This window comes from Natrinema sp. 1APR25-10V2, assembly GCF_031626495.1.
GTDB lineage: Archaea > Halobacteriota > Halobacteria > Halobacteriales > Natrialbaceae > Natrinema.
Genome location: NZ_JAMQOJ010000012.1, coordinates 100,761 through 124,773, shown reverse-complemented (window position 1 = coordinate 124,773; position 24,013 = coordinate 100,761). Strand labels below are relative to the sequence as shown.

The window sequence follows — 24,013 nt, the reverse complement described above, 5'->3', positions numbered from 1 at the left end:
ATGGGTGGGCAGTCGAGCGAGCGCCAGAGAATGGATTGAACAATTCGTACACTACTATAACACGCAGCGACCACACCAATCATTCAACGGACAGACACCAGCGGAGGTTCTAAACTAGACAGTACCGGTGAACCCGATTTGTACTCTCCGCCGACTGTATCCTGGCCTGTGGTATCAACCATCACGGCACGATTCATCAGTCTATTTTATATATTTTGGGGCGAATTCCGGCAGAGACGACTCGTACGACAGATCCTGTAGGACGAGACGAACACTCACGTTGCGGACCCGTCGTTCGAGACCACACCCGAAGTGGACGGCGTTCGTCGAGGTGGGGACGGAGACGAACGCTATCAGCGCTGCAGAACGGGCCTCGGTACCGCTGCCGTCGGTGCTAGCGGGTCGGAAAATAGGGCCTGAGGGCGTTAACCGATCGTATCGGTGAACTCCGGTTCGCGGCTCTCGAGGAACGCTTCCATTCCTTCGACCTGATCGTCGGTCCCGAAGCACAGCGATAGCCCGAACGCTTCCATCGTTTCGGTCCCCAGCGGACCGGCGTCCTCGGCAGCACGGATGGCTCGCTTGCCGACGGCGAGGGCGACCTGAGGCTTTTCGGCGAGGTCGTCGGCGAGGTCGGCGACCGCGTCGTGAACGTCGCCGTCCGGAACGACGCGATTGATCAGTCCGAGTTCGCGCGCCCGATCGGCCGAGAACGGCTCTCCGAGCATGACGATCTCGTTGACCACCTTCCGGGGGAGATCACGGACCAGTTCGGCGCCGCCAACGATACCGACGTTGATCTCTTGCTGTCCGAACGAGGCCGACTCGGCGGCGACGGCGAGGTCGGTCGCCCCGACCAGGATGTTCCCGCCACCGTAGGCCGGACCGTCGACCGCGGCGACGACCGGGACGTCCGCGTCCCGAATCGTGTTCATCGTCCCGTGGAACGAGTCCAGATACCCGATGTACGACGCGGGATCGTACGACTTCATTTCGTCGAGGTCCGATCCCGCGACGAACACGTTCCCGTTCGCCGCGAGGACGACGGCGCGGACGCCGTCGTCCCGGCCGGCCGCCTCGAAGGCGTCCGTGAGATCCTCGAGCATCGGCGTGTCCAACGCGTTACCTGTGTCCGGGCGATCGAGGGTGACTGTCAACACGTTTCCGCTGGTCTCGGTGGTGATGTTCTCGTAGCTCATTGATCGACCTGCGCTTCGATCGACTGCCGATCTAGCTTCCCGACGTCTGTCGTCGGCAGTTCGTTCATAATCACGACGTCACGGGGCCGCTTGTAGGACGCCATGTTCTCTTTGCTCCACTCGATAACGTCGTCGACCGTCAGCGACTCGTCGGCGAGCGTGATCGTCGCGACGACCTCTTCGCCTTTGGTCTCGTGGTCGCGGCCGACGACGACCGCGTTGTCGATCCCGTCGTGCTCTTTGAGGATCGTCTCGACTTCTGCGGGCGAGATCGAGTAGCCGCTGTACTTGATCATGTTCTTGCGCCGACCGAGGAAGTAGAGGAACCCCTCCTCGGTCATCCGTCCGATGTCGCCCGTCAGCACGTATCCGTCGTGCATCGTCTGTTCGGTCTTCTCGGGTTTGTCGTGATACCCCTTCATCACGGACGGTGATTTGACGCTAATCTCGCCGAGTTCACCGCGGGGCACCTCCTCGTGGGTGTCCCAGTCCCGGACGACGATATCGACGTTGTGGGCGGGGCGGCCCATGAAATCCTCCTCGACGACGCCGAGCCCTCGAGTGAAGGTGTCCATCGTGTGGGTCTCGCTGAGACCGTACGCGGCCTCGTACATCTCGCACCCGGTGACCGACTTCCACTGCTCACAGAGCTCGTCGGTGAGCGACTGACCGAAACTCGTGGCCGGAATTTCCTCGAAGGAGGTCAGGTCGTAGTCGTCGCGGTCCGGGTGGTTCAGTACTCCCCGAACCATCGGCGTGGTCAGCCAGGCCGTCGTCGGTCGATGGGCGTCGACCGCGTGCATGAGCGGCTCGGTCTCGAACCGGGTCAGCAGGACGACGGTTCCGCCGTCGACCATGGGCGCGTCGACGGCGTTGAGTTTCCCGGCGACGTGGAACACCGGCATCACCGCCAGATGGCTCGTCTCCGCGTCGAATCCGTAGATCGTCGCCGTCGCCGCGGCCTTGTGGAGGACGGTCCAGTACGTGTGTTCACACCCCTTCGGCATCCCCGTCGTCCCGGACGTGTACTGCAGGAGAATCACGTCGTCCATCTCGTAGTCGACCGACGGCGGCTCCGGCTCCGTCTCCTCGAGCGCGTCCGTGAAGTAGACCGCGTCGTCGCCCGTGTCGAGCCGGTCGACCGCGATCGCCGCCGTCATGTCCTCGTGGATAGCCGGAACCGGATCGTCCGGCAGATACTCGTCGAACCGCGCGTAGACGACGTCCGAGACGTCGGTCTCGTCCGCGACCGCGTCGAGGGTGTCCGCGAAGGTGTCGTGAGCGAGGACGACCTCCACGTCACCGTCGTCGAGCTGGTACTCGAGGCGGTGTTCTTTCGACATGGGACTGCACGGGCTCACGGCCATTCCGAGCCGATGAGCGGCGTGGTACCCGATGAAGTACTGCGGACAGTTCTGGAGGTACAGGAGGATCGTATCGCCCTTCTCGTAGCCGAGGTCGTGGAGGTACGTCGCGAACCGATCGACGCTCTCGTCGAGTTCGCCGTACGTGATCTCCCGACCGTAGTAGTTGATCGCGACGCGATCCGGCGTCTCGGCCGCCTGATCCCGGAGGTACTCGTGAAGCGGTTGCTGACCCTGTGGAAACTCCGGTTCGGGGGGAATCTCCGCTGGATAGTCGTCCGTCTCTGTCGTAACCATGCGTACGGGTACCAACCTCCATTGGGGTGACAGATAAAAATTCGGGTCAGTCGTCGTTTCCGTAACTAACGGCGTCGACGACGGTGTCGTCGTCGCTCGTTCGCTCGAGGCAGTATCGCTTCGGTCCACGTCTCGGACACTGGTTCGTCGTCGTAGCTAACCGCATGGTACTCGACGGATTCCGGGACCAATGTTAACACACCCAAATACTTATCAACTATAGTTATTGATTAGGCAGATATGGGAACGCCGGAATCGCTGGACGCCAGACCCATCGAGGAGATCACGATAGACAGTATGCTCCGAACGCGTGCCGATCGGATCCCGTCGGAGACGGCGCTGATATACGGGCCGGACGATCGCCACGTCACGTACGCGGAGTTGAACGCGACCGCCAACCGGATCGCCAACGGGCTCCGTGAGCGCGGCGTCGAACGAGGGTCGAACGTCTCACTGATGGCTTCCCATCCACTCGAGACGCTGTTCGGCATGTTCGGAATCAACAAGGCTGGCGGCGTCTACTCGCCGATTAACTTCGAATACGAGGGCGAGGCGCTTTCCTACCAGCTCAACGACACCGATCCCGAAGTGCTCGTCATCGAGGACCGGTACGTGGACCGCGTCGAGGCCGTTCGCGACGACCTCGAGGTCGGATTCGAGGTGGTGGTGATGGACACGGGCGCGGAGACGCTGGAGACGTCCTTCGAGACGACGGCCTTCGCCGAGCTCCGAGAGGGGGCCGACGACGAGCCCGACGTCGACGTCTCCTGGAACGACACCGCGAGCATCGTCTACACGTCCGGGACGACGGGGATGCCGAAAGGGGTCGTCCTCCCGCACCGGTGGATCTTCGCGAACTACATCGCCCCGAAACGCGCCGTTCTGAACGCCGACGACGTCGTCCACACGTCGCTTCCGCTGTACCACATCGGCGGCGTCTACGCGGACGTCGTCGCCGGACTGGTCGCCGGGGGCACCGTCGCGCTCTGGGATCAGTTCTCCCCGCAGGCATTCTGGGATCGCATCGCGGAATACGAGGCCACCTCGGCGACGCTCATCTCGGTGATGATGCCGTGGCTGATGAACGCCCCGGAGACCGATTCTGACCGCGAGAACACGCTCAGCAAAGTCCACATGCAACCGCTCCCGGAGGAGTACGAGGCCATCGCCGAGCGGTTCGGGTTCGATATCGTGACGGTCGCGTTCGCCCAGACGGAGACCGGGTCCCCGATCGTCGGCGTCGTCCGAACGGACGAACTCGGCGGGACCCCGGACTCGTATCGGCGCGGTCTCGGTCCCGAGGCAGTCGCCGAGCGCGCCCGCGAACTGAACCTCCCGGTCGTCGACGGCGTCGACGAGGAGCGATACATGGGCCGCGTCCGCGACGACATCGTCGACGTCGCGGTCCTCGACGATCGCGACCGCGAACTCCCGCCCGGAGAGGTCGGCGAACTCTGCATCAGGCCGAAGCAGCCGGGGCTGCTCCTCGAGCGGTATCACGCGAAACCGGAGCGGACGCTCGAGGCGACCCGAAACCTCTGGTTCCACACCGGCGACGCCGCCTACCGGGACGAGAGCGGCAACTTCTACTTCGTCGACCGCCTCGGTGACGTCATCCGCCGCCGCGGCGAGAACATCTCCTCGATGCAGATACAGGACGCCGTCTCGAGCCACGACGCCGTCGAAGCGGCGGCCGCGTTCCCGATTCCGGCGCCGGAAGGCGGGGAGGATCAGGTCGGACTCGCGGTCGAACCTCGAGCCGAGGACGAGGTGGACGAGGGGACGATCGCGTCCCATCTCGCCGGTCGCCTCCCCGAGTTCATGCAGCCCGACGAGACGTTCGTCGTCGACGAGATCCCCACGACGGAAACGAATAAGATGCGGAAGGTCGAACTCAGGGAGCAACTCCTCGAATGACAGACGACGATCCGTTCGAGTACGTCGCCGAGGCGAAACGGTCACTCTCGGACGAGGCCCGCGAAGACGCCGTCGAGTACCAACACGAGTTAGGCAAGCTGACCGCTCGGGAGCGAATCGACTACCTCCTCGACGGCGGGACGTTCGACGAAATCGGACGCCTCGCGGCACCGATGCCGACCACGCCGGAAACCGTCGACTGGGAACGCGACGACGCTCCCGCCGACGGCGTCGTGACCGGTTTCGGAGAGATCGACGGGCGGCCGATCGCGCTGTTCGCGACCGACTTCACCGTGAAAGGCGGCTCGATCGGTCACGCCGGCGGGCGGAAGATGAAACGCGTCGCCGAACGGGCGCTGGACCGCGGACTCCCCCTGGTCATGCTCCACGACGGTGGCGGGCACCGAATTCAGGAGGGGCTCGATGCGGCACCGTTTGCCCGCGGCGATAACGGCTTCTCGAAACTGCAGACGACGCTGTCTGGATGGGTTCCCGTCGTCTCCGCGATGATGGGGCCCGCCTTCGCGGCGCCGACGAACTTCGCGGCGCTCTCGGATTTCGTCCCGATCGTCGACGGAACGGGAACGATGGGCGTCGCCGGCCCGTCGCTCGTGAAAGCGGCGCTCGGCGTCGACGGGGACAAGGACGACCTCGGGAGTGCGCGGTTCCAGACGACCGAGACGGGAATGGCGGACCTCGCCTGCGAGGACGACAGAGCGTGTCTCGACGCGATTCGGACGTACCTCTCCTATCTGCCGCGGAACGCTCGGCGTGAGCCACCGACCGCCGACCCGAAGCCGCCGACCGACGAGACGCTCGAGCAGTTGCGGGAGGTCATCCCCGCGGACACGCGGAAGGGGTACGACATCTACGCGATCATCGATGGGATCGTCGATCGCGACTCGACGTTCGAGCTCAAACCGACCCACGCGCGGAACATCGTGACGGCGTTCGCCCGCCTCGACGGTGATCCGATCGGCGTCATCGCGAACAACCCGCGAATCAAAGCGGGTACGATCGACACCGCGGCCTCGGAGAAGGCGGCCCACTTCGCGTCGGTCTGCGACGCGTACGGGCTCCCGATCGTTACCTTGACCGACGTCCCCGGAATCCTGCCGGGACCGGACTCGGAACGGGAGGGGATCGCTCGCCACTCGGCGAAGCTCCCCTTCGAACTGGCGCGAGCGACCGTGCCTATCGCGAACGTCGTCCTCCGACGCGGCTACGGGTTCGGATACGTGGCGATGGGCGGCGGGCGATCGCTCGACTCCGAGTTAACGGTGCTCTGGCCGACCGCCGAGATCGCCGCGATGGGGATCGAAGGTGCCGTCGACATCGCCTACGATCGGGAAATCGAGGCCGCGTCCGATTCGGACGCCCGCCGACGGGAACTGATCGACAAGTTCGAGGATCGAACCGACGCCGTCCGCGCAGCGGCTCGAGTCGGCACCGACGGCATCATCCAACCGGAGCAGACGCGCGAGCGAATCCGACGCGCGTTCGATCGAGCGAGCGATTCGTCCGACTCGGATTGGCCGCCGAAAAAGCGCCCGATCACGCCCATCTGAGCGGCAACTCCCAGAAGCGGCATCCATTTTTTCCTCCGTCACACCGGAACCGCGACGCCGCTCGTTTCGACCGAACCGCGCCGCTTTTGTACTGAAAATTTATATGACGGTTCGTGGTAGCACGGGCGTATGCGAGAGATAGGAAGCGGTAACGTACTGCTTAGTATCGAAAACCACCGTGCGGACGTCGTCCTGAATCGGCCGGAGCGACGGAACGCGATGAATCAGCCTCTCCTGCGAGATCTCCGAACCGCGCTCGAGACGGTCGACGCGAACGACGACGTCCGCGCGATGTCGTTGCTCGGCGAGGGCGACGTCTTCTGTGCCGGGATGGATCTCGAGATGATGAAGCGACGCGGCGAGGAGGAGGAGTTCGAACTCGAGACCGAACTCGACGACATCACCCATTTCATCGACGACATGCGGATCCCCTCGGTCGCGAGCATCAAGGGGGCGGCAATCGCGGGCGCGTTCGAACTGATTCTCCCGGTCGACTTCAGGATTATCAGTGAGGACGCCAAGTACGGGGTCGTCGAAGTCGAACTGGGGCTGTTCCCCTCTGGCGGCGCGACGCAGCGCCTCCCTCGATTGATCGGCCTCTCGAAGGCGAAGGAACTCGTTCTCACCGGAGACTATATCGACCCGACCGAAGCGAAACGGTGCGGACTCGTCCACGAGGTCGTCTCGGATCGCGCGGACACCGACGAACGCGCCCGTGAGTGGGCCGATTCGCTCACCGAAAACGCCCCGCTCGGAATGGAGTACGGCCGGCAGATGTTGAACTCGGCGCTCGAGACGCCCCTCGATCAGGGCCTCGAACTCGAGAGAGAACTCGGCCGGAAGTTGACCGACACCGACGACTACACCGAGGACTTCACGGCCCGTCTCGAGGGGCGTGATCCCGAGTTCCAGGGGTCGTAGCGACCGTCGCGCTCCCCGTTCGACCTGTTGGATCGGAGTTCGACCGGGAGATGACGAACTAACCACGGTCGTACTCGGTTCGTAGCCGAATTTCTGCACGGATGCGTTGCGATCACGTCACCGATACAGCTGTGTTTGCGTTTTTGTCTCAGCGATCGACGTCCGAGATTATCGGATATACTTATATTCTGACGCATACGGTATCGGGTATGGCCCGGAATCAGGACGGCACGAAACCGCTCAAATCCGTGCGGACGGCGTTCAAGATTATCGAATATCTCAAAGAGCACGACTCCGGGAGCGTAAAAGAACTCTCGCAGCAGCTGGGGTTCCCGAAGAGTACGGTTCACACCCACCTCTCGACGTTGAATCAGCTCGGATACCTGACGAACGATAACGGCACCTACCGCCTCAGCTTCCGTTTCGTTCATCTCGGCCGGTCGATCGAGGAGTCACACGAACTGCGCCAGATAGTCTCCCCGGTAGTCGAGAACGTGGCGGACGAGACCGGTGAACGGGTGTACTTCGCCGTCGAGGAAAATGGACTCGTCACGAACATCGCGATCGTGGAGGGTGAGAAATCGATCCAACACCAGTTCTTGCCGGGCGGACAGACGCGGATGCACACCACCGCCTCGGGGAAGGCGATACTCGCGTTTCTGCAACCGGAGGAAGTCGACGAAATCGTTCGACAATGGGGGATGCCTCCGCAAGCACCGAATACGATCACGGAGCGAGACGAACTGAACGCGTCGCTGGAGTCGATCCGGGAGAACGGTATCGCCTATGCGCGCGAGGAGAGTTTCAAGGGGATGTTCGAGATCGCGAAACCGATACTCTCCGACGACGAACGACCATACGGAGCGCTCGAGATTGCTGGTCCGATCAAGCGATTGGATGACCAACAGTACTGCCGAGAACTCGTCGACACGGTCGAGAAAGCGGCTAACGAGATCGAGGTAAATCTCCTGCTCTAGCGGGCGAGATGCCCGTTCGGAACCATCGCCGCACTGGATCCGGCATTATCGGATTCTCGATTCGACCAGCCGATGGGGCCGAGTGGATTACGCACATATGGATGTAAAGCGATCTGGCGATAGCTGCCTTTCGCAACCAGATACGGAGCGCTCTTTCCTGCGGCGGATCGAGGGCCGAACCGGCTACACGGACGAAAGCCGCGATCGATAGCTATCGTTCGTTCGGATTCATACCACTTTCGAATACAGTTACTTTTCTCGATAATCAGCAACTATTCCCGTCGATCGACTGCTCCTAACTGGGAACTGATCGACGATCGCTCGGAGTGTGAGTCCGGCCCTCGGGAGAGCGACGAGACCGAAGTACGGCTCGACGGCAACCGATATCGACTGTTTACCGCTGTCGATTCTGTCCCGATCGTCTTCGTACGATGGGCACTCTCCGGTGATCGGACGATGCCCAAAAACCTCCGAGGAACGCTACGACGGCAGCGCCTGGCAGACGTTCTCTCGTCGATAGAGTAGCCGGCTGTCGCGAGCGTGCAATCGTTACTTCAGCCATACTAGCCTCCACACAGATACTGGAGAGTATATGTTTACAGAACAATGTCATTCCCATGCTACCAGATATATGCTACTTTTATCGCGCCAGAGCGGAGGCCGTCGACACCCGGATCGGTACGTCCTCCCGTCGCGTGGGACCGGCTTAGCTACTGCGCCGAGGGCCGTTATCAGCCCGAGAGACGAACCTTGCAGCTCTCACGGAACTCGTGACGGTCTCGCGTTCCGATGGCCGGCCGCAGCTACATACCGCCGGACGTGGAACGATATTCCATGAGTGGTGGTACGCACACGGCGGAGCAGATCACGCTCGCGCGGCTGCCGTCGGGGGTCGAACTGACGACGACGGTCCACACCTACCGCGGCGACGAGCCGGGGCCGACGCTGTACGTGCAAGCGGCCCAGCACGGCCGCGAGATCAACGGGACGGAGGTCCTCCGGCGGTTCCACGACCGGCTGCCGCTCGAGTCGCTGTCGGGAACGGTCGTCGCCGTTCCCGTCGCGAACCCGCTGACGTTCGACCACGTCTCGTACACGACGCCCGAGCAACTCGACAGCGTCAACCAGAACATGAACCGGGTCTGGCCGGGCGACGAGAACGGCAGCCTCCACCAGCGCATGGCCGCCCGTCTCTGGGAGTACGTCACGGCGGCCGACGCTCTCGTCGACCTCCACACGGGCAGTCCGGACATGCTCCCGCACGTCGTCTACCGCGAGGGCGACGACCGCTCCCGGCGTCTCGGCGAGGCCTTCGGAACCGACCTCCTGCTGTCGGAACAGGCCGACGATGACGCCCCCGACGAGTGGCACCGACGAGGATTCGCGAGCAAGCTCCGGGTCGTCGCCGCCGACGAGGGGATCCCATCGATTACACCCGAACTCGCGTACAACAAACAGATCCTCGAGGAGGTCGTCGAGGCGGGCGTCGAAGGCCTGCTCGACGTCTGTCGGTACCTCGATCTGCTCCCGGGCGACGTTCCCGAACGCGACCAGCCGCTCGCCCGGAATCACCTCGGCCAGGTCACGGCCGACGACTCTGGACTCTTCCGGCCGAATCCGTCGCTCGAGGTAGGGGAGTCGATCGAGGAGGGGACGTCGATCGGGACGATCTACCATCCGACGACGTACGAACCCCTCCACGAGGCGTCGGCCGATCGGAGCGGGATCCTCTACGCGCTCACCCAGGAGGCGACGGTCACCGCGGGTGACCAACTCGCGAGCGTCGCACTGATCCGCGAAGCGTAAGTGACGGCGGCTCAGCAGGTCGAGAACCCGCCGTCGACGACGAGCCCGTGACCGCTGACGAACGAGGACTCGTCGCTGGCGAGGAAGAGGATCGCGTTCGCGATCTCCTCGGGCTTGCCGAGGCGCTTGAGCGGATAGTCTTCGGCCATCGCCTCGCGGGCGGCCTCCGGATCGCTCTGTTCCTCGAGGTAGCCCTCGAGCATCTGGGTCTCGGTGAAGCCGGGACAGACGGCGTTGGCGCGGACGCCGTAGGGGCCGGCCTCGGCGGCGATCGTCCGGGTCATGTTGAGGACCGCGGCTTTGGTCGTCGAGTAGGCGGCCTGCTTCGGGAGTCCGAGGATGCTCGCCAGCGAGCCCACGTTGACGATCGAACCTTCGCCCTGCTCTTTCATGTGGGGCAGCGCCGCGTGACAGCCGTTCCAGACGCCCTTGATGTTGATGTCGATGACGAAATCCCGGACCTCGTCGTCCAGTTCTTCGAGGCTGCCGCCGGGGTGGCCGGTTCCGGCGTTGTTGACCATCACGTCCAGCCCGTACTCCTCGGCGATCGCGTCGACGACCGCGTGGAACTGGTCGCTGTCGGTCACGTCGAGCTCGTGGAATTCGGCCTCGCCGCCGTCGTCTTCGATGGCCTCGGCGACCGCCTGCCCGCCCTCCGTGTCGACGTCGGTGACGATAACGCGCGCACCCTCCTCGGCGCAGCGCTCGGCCGTCGCCTGCCCGATTCCAGATGCTGCACCCGTGATAACTACCGTCTCGTTCTCGAGTCGCATAGCTCCCGTATCGAACGGCTGCTACATAAGTTCGTTCATGGTATCCTCCAGTTTGGTTGGTACTGTTCGGCAAATACCGCCTTCGATCGAACAGTGGTAAGGCTCTAGTGGGGCCGTGTTCCGAGCGACTCGGCCGTCCCCTTTCGCCGCCGCTCGAGCAACGGGCGGTTCACATTCGTCCGGCGAGGACACGGCCATCGCAACTATCGCGACTCCTGTAGTGTCAAAACTCATAGTATATGTCGGATATGTTGGTACCCGAATACGAAATCGACCGTGGATCGTCACTTCGTAGCCTCACCACGGTCGAACGACGGAAATCGACGTGTAAGCCCAGTCTGCCCGCCCCGTGCCGCCACGCTTCCGTTTCTCGTCGAGACGATCGGTCGAGGACGGCAAACAGAAACCGACCGTTGGGAACGAAGGATCGTGCGAGAGGCAGGTTCAGACGTCGATAGGTCCAGGAACGATGCCATGTCGATGTTCCTCGAGTATCGAGCGATGTTCGTTTCAGTTCCGACGATGGGAGGTCTGTCTCGCTAACATATATGATTAGATATCTGTATATGAAATATATAAATCTCCATGACACCCCGTATTTATACGCGTCGCACCGATACCTTCATTCGACGCGTTCCCGTCTTCGAACGACGTATGGCCGATTCCGGGGTTCGGGTCCGCGACGTGTGGCGACGGACCGTGGCGCTCTCGTGGCCGATCGCGGTCCAGCAGACGCTCAACACGCTAATGCGGACGGTCGATATCCTCGTCACCGGCCTGTTCTCGCCGGCGGCCGTCGCCGCGGTCGGGCTGGCGGACCTCTACGCGCAGCTTCCCCTCCGGATCGGGCTCGGACTCGGGACGGGCGCGATCGCCCTCTCGAGCCAGGACACCGGCCGCGGAGCCGAGGCGACTCGCGACGCCGCGATCACGCAGGCGCTCGGAATCGGGTTTGTGGCGGGGTTGCCGCTGACCGTCGCCGGACTGACGCTGTCGGAGCCGCTGATCGCCCTCCTGGGTGCCGACCCCGGCGTGGTCGAGATGAGCGGGCGCTATCTCACCCTGCTCTTCGTCGCCGCGCCGATGCGAATCGTCGGGATCGTGGGCGCGCGCTCGCTGCAGGGGACCGGCGACACGCGGACGCCGATGGTCGTCAACGGCACCGCGAACGGCCTCAACATCGCGGCGACGGTCGGTCTTGGACTCGGCCTCGGCCCCCTTCCCGCGCTGGGAATCGTCGGCGTCGGGCTTGCGACGGCGATCAGTCGAACGCTCGAGGCCGTCGCGATGACGACTGCGATCGCCGGCGGGCGAACGGCCCTCTCCCTCGCTCGCCCGCGGAGCGCGGTGATCACGCGCCAGCTCGTGGCGGTGAGCCTGCCGAACTTCGCCGAGGGGATGAGCACCTCGCTGGCGAACTTCCCCTTCAATGCCCTCCTGCTCACCTTCGGGACCGAGGTGACGGCCGCGTACTACATCGGCCGGCGGGCCTACCAGCAGTTCAGCGGCCCGCTGTACCGCTCGGCCAGCGTCGCCGCGAGCATCGTCGTCGGGCAGACGCTCGGCGAGGGCCGGCCAACCGATGCGCGCGCTGCCGCCCTCGCCATCACCGCCCTGAGCCTCCTCGCGCTTTCCGTGTCAGCGACTGTTCTCGTCGTCGGCGCGCGGCCGATCGCCCGGCTGTTCACGAGCGATGCGGCCACGCTCGAGTACGCCGTCGTCTTCACTCGCGTTTTCGGCGTCTCGATGGTCGCCTTCGGTCTCTTCTTCCCGCTGTCGGGCTGTCTCCGTGGTGCGGGAGAGACGCGCACGCCGTTCTACGCCAGGTTCACCGGTACGTTCGGATTCCTGCTCGCCTTTTCGTACCTCACCGCGATCGCCCTCGGCTACGGGCTGGCCGGCATCTACGCGGGGATCGTGCTGAACTACGTCTGGTGGGTACTCGTCGTCGGCGTCGGATTCGTCCGCGGCGACTGGGCGGAGACCGCGGCGGCGATGATGGCCGAGCGAGCCGACGCGTCCGACTGATCGATACCGCTCGCTTCCATCGGTGTCCTCCAAACGCTCCGTCGGTTGTTCGCCGTTCACTCGTCGCGAACGCGAGGGGGGTTCACCGCCCGTGTGAGCGATCCTCTGGATTTTACACTCATACGATTGTAATACTTTCCTCGGCCGGTCGCGGTCGTGCCCAGTGACTGCTCGAGTACCAGCCGAATTCCCGCGTCGAACAGGAACGGTGGACGGGACGAACACCGTCTGACCCCTGTCGACGATCTACACGCCCGTTCAGCAGAGCTGAACAGTTAGGAGAACATCATGTTCACTTCGATCGTGTTCGCCGTCGACAGTAACTGGGTACGAAGGTCGTTTTCCTCCCACTCGTTCTCGAGTCGGTGTTCGGGACCGGTGACGGTGACCGCCCCGTAGACGGTGCCGTCGTTGTCGAGGATCGGCGCGCCGATCGCGCTGATTCCGGGCAGATACTCCCCGCGGTTGTACGCGACTCCCTCCTCGCGAACCGCCGCGAGCACGTCGAAGAGCTCCTCTCTGTCGGTAATCGTTTTTTCGGTGAAGGCCGGCAGACCCCACTGATCGATGATTTCGTCGACGCGCTCGTCCGGGAAGTGAGCGAGCATGGCCTTGCCGCCGGCCGAACTGTGGAGATAGACGTGCGTCCCGATGTCGATGTCGCTGGTGAACGATCGGCTCCCCTCGCTGACGTTGAGCACGGTGCCGAGTCCGTTCTGGTGTGTCGAACAGAGGACTCGCTGGCCGACTTCCGTCGAGAGTTCGTCGATGGGCGTTTCCGACGCGGCGTACAGCGGCTCGGCGTGTTTGACGTGTTCTCCGAAGGAGAGAAACCGGAGGCTCAGGCGGTATTCGTCGCCTTCCTGGACGACGTACCCCTTCGAGCGAAGCGTCGTCAGGTGGGCGTGGACCGTGCTCTTGGCGAGGTCCGTTCGCTCGGTGAGTTCCGTCACCCCGGCACCCCCGGCCTGCCACAGCGCCTCGAGGATGTCGAGGGTTTTCACCACTGCCGCCACCCGGCTTCCCCCGTTCGTGTCCGTTGTTGCCATACGTCTCATTCGACGAAACGACCCAAAACTGTTCCGCTCTGCTGAACGCGGATCGCAGCCGAAAAAATCCCTCTGATTCGAATTCCCTCTCGCTCGGCATCGAATCGATCGATATCCGGCGACCCACCGTTTCTATGTACATTGAAAGCCAATCACACGGTAACGCTTAAGTAGTACGTTATGTGACATAGGCTATGGACTTCAGCGAACCGTCCGAAGCCGTGCAGATCAAGAAGGCGCTCGACGATTTCATCGATCAGGAAGTCGCTCCCCTCGAGAACGAGTACGATCAGTTCCTCGGTGCCGACTACGAGAAGGAGATCGTCGACGACGAGCATCGGCAGGTCCCCGAGTATCGCAACATCGTCGAACAGATCCGGCAGAAATCCGTCGAAGCGGGCTTCTACGGGATGACGATGCCCGAAGAGGTCGGCGGCGGCGACGTCGACATCCTCACTCGAGCGATCGTTGGCGAGCACATGTCGAACCGGCCGCCGGGCTTCCACAGCTCGATCTTCGGCGGTGCGGGTGGCCCGACGCCCATCCTGCTCGCCTGTGACGACCGACAGCGCGAGGAGTACCTCGACCCCCTGATGGACGGCGAGATCACGACCTGTTTCGCGCTGACCGAGCCGGGCCACGGCAGCGACGCGCACTACATGGACACCAGTGCGGAGAAAGACGGCGACGAGTGGGTGATCAACGGACAGAAGTGTTACATCACGAACGGCCCGTACGCCGACTTCGCGATGGTGTTCGCCCGGACGAGCGGCGACGACGGCGATCTCGGCGGCATCACGTGCTTCCTCGTCGACGACGACAACCCGGGCTTCGAGGTAGGCAAGATCCACCGCGCGATGGGGATGACCCCCGGAACGCACTCGGAGCTGTACTTCAACGACTGCCGCGTCGGCGAGGACCAGGTGCTGGGCGAGGTCGACAAGGGCTTCCAGTCCGCGATGGACTGGATCGGCGGCGGCCGGATCAACATCGCCGCCGGCTCCGTCGGGACGGCGCAGTTCCTGCTCGACATGTCGGTCGAGTACGCCCGCGAGCGGAAGACGTTCGACAAACCGATCGGCCACCGGCAGGGTGTCTCGTTCCAGCTGGCCGAGCTCGCGACCGACATCGAGCAGGTCCGCCAGCTCTACCGCTACGCCGCCTGGAAGATGGACAACGGCGAGCGCGCCCGCAAGGAGGAATCGATGGCCAAACTCCGCGGCGCGAAGCTCGCGAACGACGCCGCCGACATCGCGATGCAGGTCCACGGCGGCGCCGGCTTCATGAAGGACCTCCCGATCGAACGCAACTACCGCTCGGCCCGCGTCTTCCGCATCTTCGAGGGGACCGACGAGATCCAGAAACGGACGATCGCCCGCGAACTCATATAAGGGTCGACGATGGACGACCCGACGGAACAGCGGACGAAGGCCGCCACATCGCAGGTTTCCCGGCTCGACTTCGATATCGAGTGGCCGCCGAAACACGCCGCAGCCTACCTCGTCGAGGAACCGGCCCCGATCCTGATCGACACCGGCGACCCGGAGGACCGCGCCGAAGCGACCATCCGCGAGGGGCTGGCCGCGAAGGGGTACGACCCCGGGGACGTCGAGGCTGTCGTCGTCACCCACCCGCACAGCGACCACATCGGACAGGTGCCGTTGCTGCGCGAGGCCGGGGCGACGATCCACGCGCCTCGGCCCGTCCTCGAGCAACTCGAGCGCGACCCGGACGACCTCGCCGACGGCGTCCGTGATATCGGCCGCTCGGCGGGCTACCACGGCGAGGCGATCGCACGCGAGGTCGAGCGCGCCCAGTCGTCACTGGAGCGCAACCGGCGGTTGCTCACGCCCGACGAGGCCGTCCCCTTCGAGTTCGACGAGCCGTTTACCGTCGCGGGCCGCGAGTTCGAGGCCCTGCACACGCCCGGTCACCAGATCCACCACGCGAGCCTCGCGACGGTCCTGAACGGCGAGCGCGCGCTGTTCAGCGGCGACGCCCTCATCGAGCCGTTCCGGCCCGGTGCGATCCACGTCGGCATCGACTACGGCGCCTACGACGCCGTCGACGCGTTCCACCGCGCGATGGACCGTCTCGAGGGCCGCAACGTCGACCGGGTCTACCCCGGTCACGGTCCCGTCTTCACCGACTACGAGGGGGTGATCGAGAGCACGCGGTCGGCACTCGAGTCGCTCACCGGCGAGACGTTTCAGGCGGTCGCGAGCGTCGGCCCCGCGACGCCGATGGAGATCACGCGCCACCGCGCCGGCGAGGTCCGGTACCCGGCGCAGTTGCTCGACACGCTCGGCGCGCTCGGCACGCTCGAGGGGCGCGATCGCATCCAGTACAAAGAGCGCGACGGCGTCCGCGACTACTCGGTCAGGAAAGCCTCGCCGTGATCGAGGGGGAGGACGATACGGTCGGCGATGCCGCCGTAGACGTCCTCTGCCTCCGCGAGTAACTCTTCGGGCGGCGCTTCGATCGCGAACGTCGCCACCATCTCGTCGGTGACCAGATCGGTCATCTCGTCCCAGCGCTGATCCTTCGAGAGTTCGTGTAGCTCCTCGCCGACGGAGCGCCAGCCGTGGTGGTCGAGCACGTCGTGGTAGGTGCGGGTGCTACCGTAGAAGGCGATGCGCCGGCGCACCTCCGCGCGGGACTGCTCGCGCTCCTCCTCGGTTTCGCCGGTCACGACGAACGGGCTCGCCGAGAGCGACACGTCCTCGAGCGAGCGGTCCCCGCGGTCGGCTCCCTCGGCGACGGTCGGCGCGATGACGTCGTCGGTGTAGCCGGGGGTGTTGAAGACGTGCATGTCCAGTCCGTCGCAGAGTTCGCCCGCGAGTCGGATGTTGTACTCGTTGACGCCCGCGATGTAGATGGGCACGTCGGGGTGGTCGATCGGTCCCGGGTTGAAGTTGTCCGTCATGAGCGAGAACGAGTAGTGCTCGCCCTGATAGTCCAGGTCGGCCTCGCCCTGGAACACGTCGAAGATGTGCCGGAGCGACTCGACGACCTCGCGCAGCCGCGGCCCGGGGGACTCCCAGTCGACGCTGAAGCGGCGCTCGTTGTGGCCCTTGACCTGCGTACCGATCCCGAGGACGAACCGCCCGTCGGAGTACCGCGCGAGATCCCAGGCGGTGTAGGCGAGTGCCATCGGGCTGCGAGTGAACGAGAGCGCGATGCGGGTTCCCTGCTGGATCTCGTCCGTCCGGTCCGCGATCAGCGGATGCGGGAGGAACGCGTCGTTGTCCATCTCGGGCGTCCAGACGCCGTCGAACCCGAGTTCCTCGGCGCGTGCGGCAGCGTCGCCGGAGTCGGTCGATAAGCCGGGCACCATCGCGTCGATGCGAAGGTCTGACATACACGATGCTCGACGTGACGGGGCTTCAATCTATGGCCGCGTTTCGCGTCTACGACCCCAAAACAAGCGCCGGTCCCCGGCTCAGACGACGCGGTTCTCGAGCGCCTCGTTCTCGCGGAATCGGTCGTAGTTCCGCAGGAAGACGTCGGCGCAGCGTTCCCAGTAGTGGGGCGTGCTGCCGGCCATGTGCGGCGTCACGAGCACGTCGTCGCGGTCCCAGAGCGGCGATTCTTCGGGCAACGGCTCCTCCTCGAAAACGTCCAGCGCGACCCCGCCGAGTTCGTCGGCCTCGAGCGCGTCGACGAGCGCGGGCTGATCGACCACCCGCCCCCGGGCGATGTTGACCAGCACGGCGTCGTCCGGGAGCGTCGCGAGGGCGTCGGCGTCGATCAGCCCCCGCGTCTCGTCGGTCAGCGGACAGGCCAGCACGAGGTAGTCGCTCGCTTCGAGGACGGACTCGAGCTCGTCCGCCCCGTAGATTTCGTCGACGCTGCCGGGTGCGTCGGTCGGATCGCGTTTGGTCCCGATCACGCGGGCGTCGAAGGTCTGGCAGTAGTCGGCGACTGTAGAGCCGATCGCACCGACGCCGACGATGCCGATCGTCCGATCGCCGAGTTCGCCGCCCATGTACCGCTCCCACTCCCGGCGGTGTTGCTGGGCGACCGCGCGGTCGAAGCCGCGCTCGAAGTGCAGCAGGTAGCCCAGCACCTGCTGACCGATCGGCTTCGCGTGGATCCCCGACACGTTCGTCAGCGCCACGCCGCGGTCTGCCAGCGCGTCGCGATCGAAGAAATCGGTACCGGCGCTCAGCGCCTGCACCCACTCGAGATCGGCGGCCGCCTCGAGCACCTCGTCGGGGAGCCGGTGGGTGACGAGTACGTCGGCGTCGGCGACGGCCGCCGGGAGTTCGTCCTCGTCCTCGACGTGCTCGAGGTCGATCTCCGGCCGGCGCTCGCGGATCGCGGCGACCAGCCGCGGCCCGCCGCCCGAGAGGATGTGGGGACTGACGACGACCGTCACGAGTCAGGCGTCCTCCGATTCCTCGGCGTCCTCGAGCTTGTATTTCTGGATCTTGCCGCTCGTCGTCCGCGGGAGTTCGGCGATGAACTCGACCTCGCGGGGGTGCTTGTAGGAGGCGACGTTGTCGAGGAAGTACTCCTTGATCTCCTCGGCGGTCACGTCGTCGCCGGGTTCGACGCCCGGAGCGGTGACGACGAACGCTTTCGGCACCTCGTTGCGCCGCTCGTCGGGGATTCCGACGACCGCGCCCTCCGCGACGGCCTCGTGTTCCGAGAGGAGTTCCTCGAGTTCGCTCGGGTAGATGTTGTAACCGGCGGAGTTGATCATGTGCTTCTTCCGGTCGACGATCTCGTAGTAGTTGTCCTCGTCGCGGCGTGCGATGTCGCCCGTCCGGAACCAGCCGTCGTCGGTGAAGGCCCGCTCGGTCGCCTCGGGCATCCCGTGGTAGCCTTTCATCACCTGCGGCCCCCGAACCAGGAGCTCGCCCTCTTCGCCGATAGCGACGGTATCGCCGCTCTCGTCGACGATCTTGGCCTCGGTCATCCGCGTCGGCTGGCCGATCGTGCCGTGGCGCAGGCCGAACGTCGACCCGCTCTGAGAGTGGGTCGCGCCGTTGGTCTCGGTGAGCCCGTACCCCTCGGCCATCTCGACGCCCGCGGTCTCCTCGAACTCCTCCTGGACCGCGACGGACATCTTCGCGCCGCCCTCGCCGGCCGACTCGAGGCTGGTGAGATCGTAGTCGCCGAACCGTTCGCTGTTGATCATGTCGACGTACATCGCGGTGACGCCGACGTAGTGGGTGATGCCTTCCTCCTCGATCAGTTCCATCGCGGCGTCGCCGTCCCAGTTGGCCGCGCTCCGGAGGTAGACGCTCCCGCCCCGAACGAGGGGCTGCCACGCGGTGTGGGTGAAGCCGGTGATGTGGTACAGCGGCAGCCAGACGAGGCTGCGCACGTCCTCGTCGTCGAGCGCCTGCTCTTGAGAGAGGATCGAGAACGTCTGAGCCCGGAAGTTGCGGTGCGTGAGTTGCACGCCCTTTGGTTTCCCGGTCGTCCCCGAGGTGTAGGGCAGCAGCGCCACGTCGTCGTCTGCCCGCTCGACGAACGTCTCCTCGCCGCGAACGTCGTCGAAGGCGTGGATGCCCTCGCTCTCGGTGTCGACGGAGATGACGACCGGATCCCAGTCGATGGCCTCGAGCGCTTCCTCCAGATACGGTTCGAGCGCGACGTGGGTGAGGACGGCCGCGGCCTCGGTGTCCTCGAGCTGGTACGTGAGTTCGCGTTTGCGGTACTGCGGGTTGACCGGCGAGACGATCGCGCCGGCTTTGAACGCCCCGAGCGCGCCGATCAGATACGGCGGGCAGTTCGGCAGGTACTGCAGCATCACGTCGCCGGGTTCGATCCCGAGGTCGGCCAGCCCGCCGGCGAAGCGCGAACTCGCGGCCTGGAGGTCCTCGTGGGTCAACGTCTGCCCGTGGTACTCGATCGCCTGTGCGTCGCCGTGGTGGCGCACCGTCTCGTCGTGGAGCCGCGCGACGTTGCCGTCTCTGGCACCCTCGCTAACACTTGCCAAATCCATGTGGGATGATATCATGGAATGATATAAAATAGTATCCATGTGTGACGTGGCCTCACCGCCTCGTCGCGCCTCGCTGCTCGAGACCGCCCGCAGTCACGCGGACCCACCCGGCCACAGGAATACGTGCATTGGTACCCTCTACCACAAGCTATTTGCGTTCGGTTACGATATCGGGAGACGATGACACGGTCCGTGAGACGGAGGGATACCCGTGGCTGAACCGATCCTGGCGGGTGTCGCCGAGAGCGACCTCGGCGAGACCCCCGACCGGAACTGGCTCGACAACGCGGCGGTCGCGACCGTCCGCGCTCTCGAGGACGCCGGCTGTGCCCTCGACGAGGTCGACGGCGTCGCAGTCGCCGGCGGCGACGACTACATGCCGGCGCTGGTGCTCTCGGAGTACCTCGACCTCGACGAGCCCTCGTTCCTCGAGGGGACCGAGATCGGCGGCTCGTCGTTCGAACACTTCTGCGGTCACGTTCGCGACGCGATGACCCGCGACGAGGCCGACGTGGTGGTCGTCGCGTACGGCTCGACGAGCAAGACCGGTCCCGGCAGAGATCAGTCCCTCGAGGTCACCCATCCGGTCGACGGCTTCGTTCGTCCGACGGGGCTCTTCCGCCCGCCGGGGGCGTACGCGATGGCCGCTAAACGGCACATGCACGAGTACGGGACGACGGAGGAGCAACTCGCCGAGATCGCCGTCGCGACCCGCGAGTGGGCGTCGATGAACCCAAAAGCCGCACAGCAGGATCCGATTACCGTCGACGACGTACTCGAATCCCGGCGGATCGCCGAGCCGTTCAACCTTCTCGACTGCTGTCTGGTCTCCGACGGCGGGGGCGCGGTCGTCCTCGTCAGCGAGGAGAAGGCGGCGGAACTCGGCGTTCCCCCGATTTCGGTCGCGGGCGTCGCCTCGACGAGCACGCACCGGCAAGATATCAGCGAAATGCCCGATATGACGACGACCGGGGCGGCGGTAACGGGACCGAAGGCCTTCGAGCAAGCCGGTATTACCCACGACGACGTCGACGTCGCCCAGATATACGACTCGTTTACCTACACCGCCCTGGTGACGCTCGAGGATCTCGGGTTCTGCGAAAAGGGCGAGGGCGGCGAGTTCGTCTCTGGCGGGACGACCGCCCCCGGCGGCGAGCTACCGATGAACACGCAGGGCGGCGGGCTCTCCTACTGTCACCCCGGCCACTTCGGCGTCTTCGTCCTCATCGAGGCCGTCCGCCAGCTTCGAGGCGAGTATACGGGCGAGCGTCAGGTCGACGACGCCGAGGTCGCGGTCGCCCATGGAACCGGCGGCATCCTGTCGTCGAGTAGTACAGTCGTCCTCCGGAGGGAAGCATGAGCGCGCCCGTCGAAGACTGCCGCGAGGAGTGGGCGGGGCCGGTCCCGGTCCCGACCGGCGCGACGGAACCGTTCTGGGAGGCGACGCTCGAGGGCGACCTGCTGTACCAGAAGTGTGAGTGCGGTAACCGCCAGCTCTACCCGCGGGCGGTCTGTACCGCCTGCGGCGCGGAGGACCCCCCGTTCGAACCGAGCGAGGGCGTCGGGACGATCTACTCCTACACCGTCTGCCACGTCCCCGGCGAACCCGGTTTCGGCGACCGGACTCCGTACGCCGTCGGCGCGATCGAACTCGCCGAGGGCCCGCGCCTGCTCGCGATGATCGACGCCGATCCCGACGACCTCGAGGTCGAGATGCCCGTCGCGGTGCGGTTCTGGCGGCTCTCCGACGAAGCCGCCATGCCGGTGTTCGTGCCGGAGTGAGCGTCGAGACGGCGCTCGACGCCGCACTGATCGTTCGGTACAGCGCGCGCGAACTGTCCGCGAAAAGGGCGTGCGTTTTTACTCGAGGTCGGCCGTCGCCGTGCCGGTGAGCAGCGTCTCGCCGTCGTCGGTCCACGCCTCGAGTTCCGTTTCCACCGTTCCTTCGTCCTCGTCGATCTCGACGACCTCGCCGCTGGCGACGACGGTGTCGCCGGGGAAGACCCGCGACTGGAATCGGACGCCGAAGCTCGTCACGTCCCGCAGTTCGAACCAGTTCGCGACGACGCGGGAGGTGACCCCGGCGGTGAACATTCCCTGCCCGAAGACGCTCTCGTTGCCCGCGGCCGTAGCGTAGGGCTCGTCGTAGTGGATCGGGTTGAAGTCGCCGCTCGCGCCGGCGTACTTGACGAACTGCTGGCGATCGAGGTCCTCGACGACCACGTTCGGACCGGTGTCACCGACCGCGATGTCGGCGAGATCGTGGACGCGATCGAAGTCGCCGACGGTCGCCGGCGGGACGTCCGACTCGACCGCGGCGGTGCCGCCGTTCGTCGCGGTCTCGGCGGGCTCGCTCGAGGCGTCGTCGCCTTCCTCGTCACTGGCGTCCTCGTCGACCGCGCCGGAGGTCTCGATCGCAGTCGAGCGGTCGGTCAGTACGAGTTCGCCGTCCCGATTTCGGTACTCGGTCTCGAGGACGGCGAAGGTCATCGTCCCCGCACGGGGCCCCTCGCGCTGGAAGACGTCCGCGAGCGTGGTCGTCCCCTCGAGTACGTCGCCGACGGCCATCGGGCGCTCGTACTCGTGGTGTTGCTCGCCGTGGAGAACGTATTCGGGCTGGAAGCCCAGGTCGAAGCCCTTCCCGTCGACGTCATCGGGGGTGTACCGCGGGAACCGCCCCACCTGACTGTAGGTCAGCGGCGCGGGGACGCGGTCGTAGCCCCGATCGGCGGCCGCCGCCTCGTCGCGGAAGACCGGGTCGTCGGACGTGATCGCACGCGCGAACTCCTCGACCTTGCCGGCCTCGATGCGAAACTCCTCGACGGTGACGCGGCTGTCACCGACCATCGCCTCGAGTTCCTCGATCGGTCTATTCGGCATCTCGAGTCGCCTCCGTAGTGGTGTCGGTCGGCCGCGCGATCGCCGGTCGTTCGGTCGTCCTGCGCTGTCGGTCGGGTCCGTCTCCGCCGTTCATCGCCACACGGTTTGGGCACGACCGGCATAACAGTACCTCTCCCGGAACTCGTCTCGGTCTGTGGTAGACGGTGAGTAGTCATCCATCGGTCCGACACCTCGAGCGGACGACTGAGTGTCCTGCTCGCACGAACACAGGGGTTCTCCACGTCCTCCCCAGCCGATTCGCTCGGTCACTCCGTTCCCTCACTCGTCCCTCGCGCAGCGTCGGACCGCGGTTCACTGGTCGTTCACCGCGATCCAGCGCGCGCCACCGCACGTCGGCGTCTGGTCGAATAGCTTATAATGAACGTCGATGAACCCGTAGACGCGAATGCCAGTCACTGTCACCCTTGGGACCGGCGTATCGGCTGCTGAGACCACAGCGAACACGGAGGGACGGCGATGACGACCGACCAGTTCAGCGTCGAGGGCCAGACGGCGATCGTCACGGGCTCCTCGAGCGGGATCGGGAAGATGATCGTCGAGCGGTTCGCCGACGACGGTGCGAACGTCGTCGTCACCTCGCGGGAGATGGAGAACGTCGAGCCGGTGGCCGACGCGATCAACGAGAGCGAGCGGCCGGGCGAGGCGCTGGCCATCGAGTGCGACGTGACGGACCGCGAGGCGGTTCAGGACATGATCGACGAGACCGTCGACGAATTCGGCGGCCTCGACATCCTGATCAACAACGCGGGGGCGAGCTTTCAGGCCCCGCCTTCGGAGATCAGCGAGAACGGCTGGAAGACGATCGTCGACATCAACCTCCACGGCACCTTCCACTGCTCGCAGCTGGCCGTCGAGTACATGCGCGACAACGGCGGCGGCCGGATCGTCAACTTCGCCAGCGTCGCGGGCACCCGTGGCTCGAAGACGATGAGCCACTACGGCGCGGCCAAGGCCGGCGTCGTCAACTTCACCACCTCGTCCGCGGCCGACTGGGCCGAGGACGGCATCTGGGTCAACTGCATCGCGCCCGGTCTCGTCGCGACCGAGGGCGTCCGCACCCAGATGGGCGTCGAGGACGACGCCGACGAGATCGCTCGCACCTCGCCGGACCGCACCATCGGCAAACCCGAGGAGGTCGCCGACCTCGCACAGTTCCTCGCCAGCCCGGCCTCCTCGTATATGGTCGGCGAGACGGTCGAGATCAAGGGAATCCCGCGACTCGGAGAGTAATCCGACCGGACTCGAGACGTACCG

General features: G+C 65.1%; 20 protein-coding genes. 12 read left to right on the top strand and 8 right to left on the bottom strand.

Going from position 1 to position 24,013, the window contains the following annotated elements; all coding sequences use genetic code 11:
• Positions 1 to 118 (top strand): integrase core domain-containing protein (locus NDO75_RS27510; RefSeq protein ID WP_310906775.1); only part of this gene is annotated, 118 nt, incomplete at its 5' end.
• Between the two features lie 307 nt (positions 119 to 425).
• Here NDO75_RS27510 and NDO75_RS27505 read toward each other — a convergent pair.
• Both NDO75_RS27505 and NDO75_RS27500 read right to left on the bottom strand, forming a co-directional pair.
• Entirely contained in the window at positions 426 to 1,199 is a 774-nt protein-coding gene (locus tag NDO75_RS27505) for an enoyl-CoA hydratase/isomerase family protein (RefSeq protein ID WP_310909730.1), read from the bottom strand.
• Complete coding sequence (locus NDO75_RS27500) at positions 1,196 to 2,860, bottom strand: AMP-binding protein (protein ID WP_310909729.1); 1,665 nt, start codon at positions 2,858 to 2,860, stop codon at positions 1,196 to 1,198. The genes NDO75_RS27505 and NDO75_RS27500 overlap by 4 nt, the downstream gene beginning before the upstream one ends.
• Positions 2,861 to 3,100: 240 nt before the next feature.
• On the opposite strand from NDO75_RS27500, the gene NDO75_RS27495 reads away from it, so the two are divergent.
• From NDO75_RS27495 to NDO75_RS27475, 5 genes are all read left to right on the top strand, one after another.
• Positions 3,101 to 4,777, top strand: a complete 1,677-nt coding sequence (locus NDO75_RS27495) for an AMP-binding protein (protein ID WP_310909728.1) — start codon at positions 3,101 to 3,103, stop codon at positions 4,775 to 4,777.
• Entirely contained in the window at positions 4,774 to 6,345 is a 1,572-nt protein-coding gene (locus tag NDO75_RS27490) for a carboxyl transferase domain-containing protein (protein ID WP_310909727.1), read from the top strand. Before NDO75_RS27495 ends, NDO75_RS27490 begins: the two co-directional genes overlap by 4 nt.
• A 129-nt stretch (positions 6,346 to 6,474) precedes the next feature.
• The gene (locus NDO75_RS27485) at positions 6,475 to 7,266 is read left to right on the top strand and encodes an enoyl-CoA hydratase/isomerase family protein (RefSeq protein ID WP_310909726.1); all 792 of its coding nucleotides are present in this window, start codon (positions 6,475 to 6,477) and stop codon (positions 7,264 to 7,266) included.
• A 209-nt stretch (positions 7,267 to 7,475) separates the two neighbouring features.
• The gene (locus tag NDO75_RS27480; protein WP_310909725.1) at positions 7,476 to 8,243 is read left to right on the top strand and encodes an IclR family transcriptional regulator; all 768 of its coding nucleotides are present in this window, start codon (positions 7,476 to 7,478) and stop codon (positions 8,241 to 8,243) included.
• An 834-nt stretch (positions 8,244 to 9,077) separates the two neighbouring features.
• Positions 9,078 to 10,049 carry a succinylglutamate desuccinylase/aspartoacylase family protein gene (locus NDO75_RS27475; protein WP_310909724.1) on the top strand — a complete coding sequence of 324 codons (972 nt, stop codon included), beginning with the start codon at positions 9,078 to 9,080 and terminating at the stop codon, positions 10,047 to 10,049.
• Positions 10,050 to 10,060: 11 nt separating this feature from the next.
• Here the strand turns inward: NDO75_RS27475 and NDO75_RS27470 are convergent, their stop codons facing one another.
• The gene (locus NDO75_RS27470; RefSeq protein WP_310909723.1) at positions 10,061 to 10,822 is read right to left on the bottom strand and encodes an SDR family NAD(P)-dependent oxidoreductase; all 762 of its coding nucleotides are present in this window, start codon (positions 10,820 to 10,822) and stop codon (positions 10,061 to 10,063) included.
• 654 nt (positions 10,823 to 11,476) lie between these two features.
• Between NDO75_RS27470 and NDO75_RS27465 the strand changes: the two genes are divergently transcribed.
• On the top strand, positions 11,477 to 12,850 hold the full coding sequence (locus NDO75_RS27465) for an MATE family efflux transporter (protein ID WP_310909722.1): 1,374 nt from the start codon (positions 11,477 to 11,479) through the stop codon (positions 12,848 to 12,850).
• A 275-nt stretch (positions 12,851 to 13,125) separates the two neighbouring features.
• Here the strand turns inward: NDO75_RS27465 and NDO75_RS27460 are convergent, their stop codons facing one another.
• A complete protein-coding gene (locus NDO75_RS27460) occupies positions 13,126 to 13,899 on the bottom strand; it encodes an IclR family transcriptional regulator (protein WP_310909721.1) in 774 nt (257 codons plus the stop codon).
• A gap of 194 nt (positions 13,900 to 14,093) precedes the next feature.
• Here NDO75_RS27460 and NDO75_RS27455 point away from each other — a divergent pair, with 194 nt between their 5' ends.
• On the top strand, positions 14,094 to 15,290 hold the full coding sequence (locus NDO75_RS27455) for an acyl-CoA dehydrogenase family protein (RefSeq protein ID WP_310909720.1): 1,197 nt from the start codon (positions 14,094 to 14,096) through the stop codon (positions 15,288 to 15,290).
• Between the two features lie 9 nt (positions 15,291 to 15,299).
• Complete coding sequence (locus NDO75_RS27450) at positions 15,300 to 16,298, top strand: MBL fold metallo-hydrolase (protein WP_310909719.1); 999 nt, start codon at positions 15,300 to 15,302, stop codon at positions 16,296 to 16,298.
• On the opposite strand, the gene NDO75_RS27445 is transcribed toward NDO75_RS27450, so the two are convergent.
• The 3 genes from NDO75_RS27445 to NDO75_RS27435 all read right to left on the bottom strand — a co-directional run bounded on the left by NDO75_RS27445 (position 16,271) and on the right by NDO75_RS27435 (position 19,858).
• Complete coding sequence (locus NDO75_RS27445) at positions 16,271 to 17,260, bottom strand: TIGR03617 family F420-dependent LLM class oxidoreductase (protein WP_310909718.1); 990 nt, start codon at positions 17,258 to 17,260, stop codon at positions 16,271 to 16,273. The genes NDO75_RS27450 and NDO75_RS27445 overlap by 28 nt on opposite strands.
• 81 nt (positions 17,261 to 17,341) lie before the next feature.
• The gene (locus tag NDO75_RS27440) at positions 17,342 to 18,280 is read right to left on the bottom strand and encodes a D-2-hydroxyacid dehydrogenase (RefSeq protein WP_310909717.1); all 939 of its coding nucleotides are present in this window, start codon (positions 18,278 to 18,280) and stop codon (positions 17,342 to 17,344) included.
• A 3-nt stretch (positions 18,281 to 18,283) separates the two neighbouring features.
• The gene (locus NDO75_RS27435; RefSeq protein WP_310909716.1) at positions 18,284 to 19,858 is read right to left on the bottom strand and encodes an AMP-binding protein; all 1,575 of its coding nucleotides are present in this window, start codon (positions 19,856 to 19,858) and stop codon (positions 18,284 to 18,286) included.
• A 211-nt stretch (positions 19,859 to 20,069) separates the two neighbouring features.
• Here NDO75_RS27435 and NDO75_RS27430 point away from each other — a divergent pair, with 211 nt between their 5' ends.
• Together NDO75_RS27430 and NDO75_RS27425 are read left to right on the top strand one after the other, a co-directional pair.
• Positions 20,070 to 21,218, top strand: coding sequence for an acetyl-CoA acetyltransferase (locus NDO75_RS27430; RefSeq protein ID WP_310909715.1), 1,149 nt, complete (start codon positions 20,070 to 20,072; stop codon positions 21,216 to 21,218).
• A complete protein-coding gene (locus tag NDO75_RS27425) occupies positions 21,215 to 21,640 on the top strand; it encodes an OB-fold domain-containing protein (protein WP_310909714.1) in 426 nt (141 codons plus the stop codon). The genes NDO75_RS27430 and NDO75_RS27425 overlap by 4 nt, the downstream gene beginning before the upstream one ends.
• Before the next feature lie 78 nt (positions 21,641 to 21,718).
• On the opposite strand, the gene NDO75_RS27420 is transcribed toward NDO75_RS27425, so the two are convergent.
• Positions 21,719 to 22,738, bottom strand: coding sequence for a MaoC family dehydratase N-terminal domain-containing protein (locus NDO75_RS27420; protein ID WP_310909713.1), 1,020 nt, complete (start codon positions 22,736 to 22,738; stop codon positions 21,719 to 21,721).
• 477 nt (positions 22,739 to 23,215) lie between these two features.
• Between NDO75_RS27420 and NDO75_RS27415 the strand changes: the two genes are divergently transcribed.
• Positions 23,216 to 23,989 carry an SDR family oxidoreductase gene (locus tag NDO75_RS27415; protein ID WP_310909712.1) on the top strand — a complete coding sequence of 258 codons (774 nt, stop codon included), beginning with the start codon at positions 23,216 to 23,218 and terminating at the stop codon, positions 23,987 to 23,989.
• Positions 23,990 to 24,013: the final 24 nt, after the last annotated feature.

Bases quoted from the DNA above. Each gene is read 5' to 3' on its own strand.
- NDO75_RS27490 (WP_310909727.1), top strand. From the start codon at position 4,774: ATGACAGACGACGATCCGTTCGAGTACGTCGCCGAGGCGAAACGGTCA.
- NDO75_RS27495 (WP_310909728.1), top strand. From the start codon at position 3,101: ATGGGAACGCCGGAATCGCTGGACGCCAGACCCATCGAGGAGATCACG.
- NDO75_RS27505 (WP_310909730.1), bottom strand. From the start codon at position 1,199: ATGAGCTACGAGAACATCACCACCGAGACCAGCGGAAACGTGTTGACA.
- NDO75_RS27470 (WP_310909723.1), bottom strand. From the start codon at position 10,822: ATGCGACTCGAGAACGAGACGGTAGTTATCACGGGTGCAGCATCTGGA.
- NDO75_RS27445 (WP_310909718.1), bottom strand. From the start codon at position 17,260: ATGTCAGACCTTCGCATCGACGCGATGGTGCCCGGCTTATCGACCGAC.
- NDO75_RS27475 (WP_310909724.1), top strand. From the start codon at position 9,078: ATGAGTGGTGGTACGCACACGGCGGAGCAGATCACGCTCGCGCGGCTG.
- NDO75_RS27480 (WP_310909725.1), top strand. From the start codon at position 7,476: ATGGCCCGGAATCAGGACGGCACGAAACCGCTCAAATCCGTGCGGACG.
- NDO75_RS27500 (WP_310909729.1), bottom strand. From the start codon at position 2,860: ATGGTTACGACAGAGACGGACGACTATCCAGCGGAGATTCCCCCCGAA.
- NDO75_RS27485 (WP_310909726.1), top strand. From the start codon at position 6,475: ATGCGAGAGATAGGAAGCGGTAACGTACTGCTTAGTATCGAAAACCAC.
- NDO75_RS27425 (WP_310909714.1), top strand. From the start codon at position 21,215: ATGAGCGCGCCCGTCGAAGACTGCCGCGAGGAGTGGGCGGGGCCGGTC.
- NDO75_RS27450 (WP_310909719.1), top strand. From the start codon at position 15,300: ATGGACGACCCGACGGAACAGCGGACGAAGGCCGCCACATCGCAGGTT.
- NDO75_RS27435 (WP_310909716.1), bottom strand. From the start codon at position 19,858: ATGGATTTGGCAAGTGTTAGCGAGGGTGCCAGAGACGGCAACGTCGCG.
- NDO75_RS27415 (WP_310909712.1), top strand. From the start codon at position 23,216: ATGACGACCGACCAGTTCAGCGTCGAGGGCCAGACGGCGATCGTCACG.
- NDO75_RS27420 (WP_310909713.1), bottom strand. From the start codon at position 22,738: ATGCCGAATAGACCGATCGAGGAACTCGAGGCGATGGTCGGTGACAGC.
- NDO75_RS27455 (WP_310909720.1), top strand. From the start codon at position 14,094: ATGGACTTCAGCGAACCGTCCGAAGCCGTGCAGATCAAGAAGGCGCTC.
- NDO75_RS27465 (WP_310909722.1), top strand. From the start codon at position 11,477: ATGGCCGATTCCGGGGTTCGGGTCCGCGACGTGTGGCGACGGACCGTG.
- NDO75_RS27460 (WP_310909721.1), bottom strand. From the start codon at position 13,899: ATGGCAACAACGGACACGAACGGGGGAAGCCGGGTGGCGGCAGTGGTG.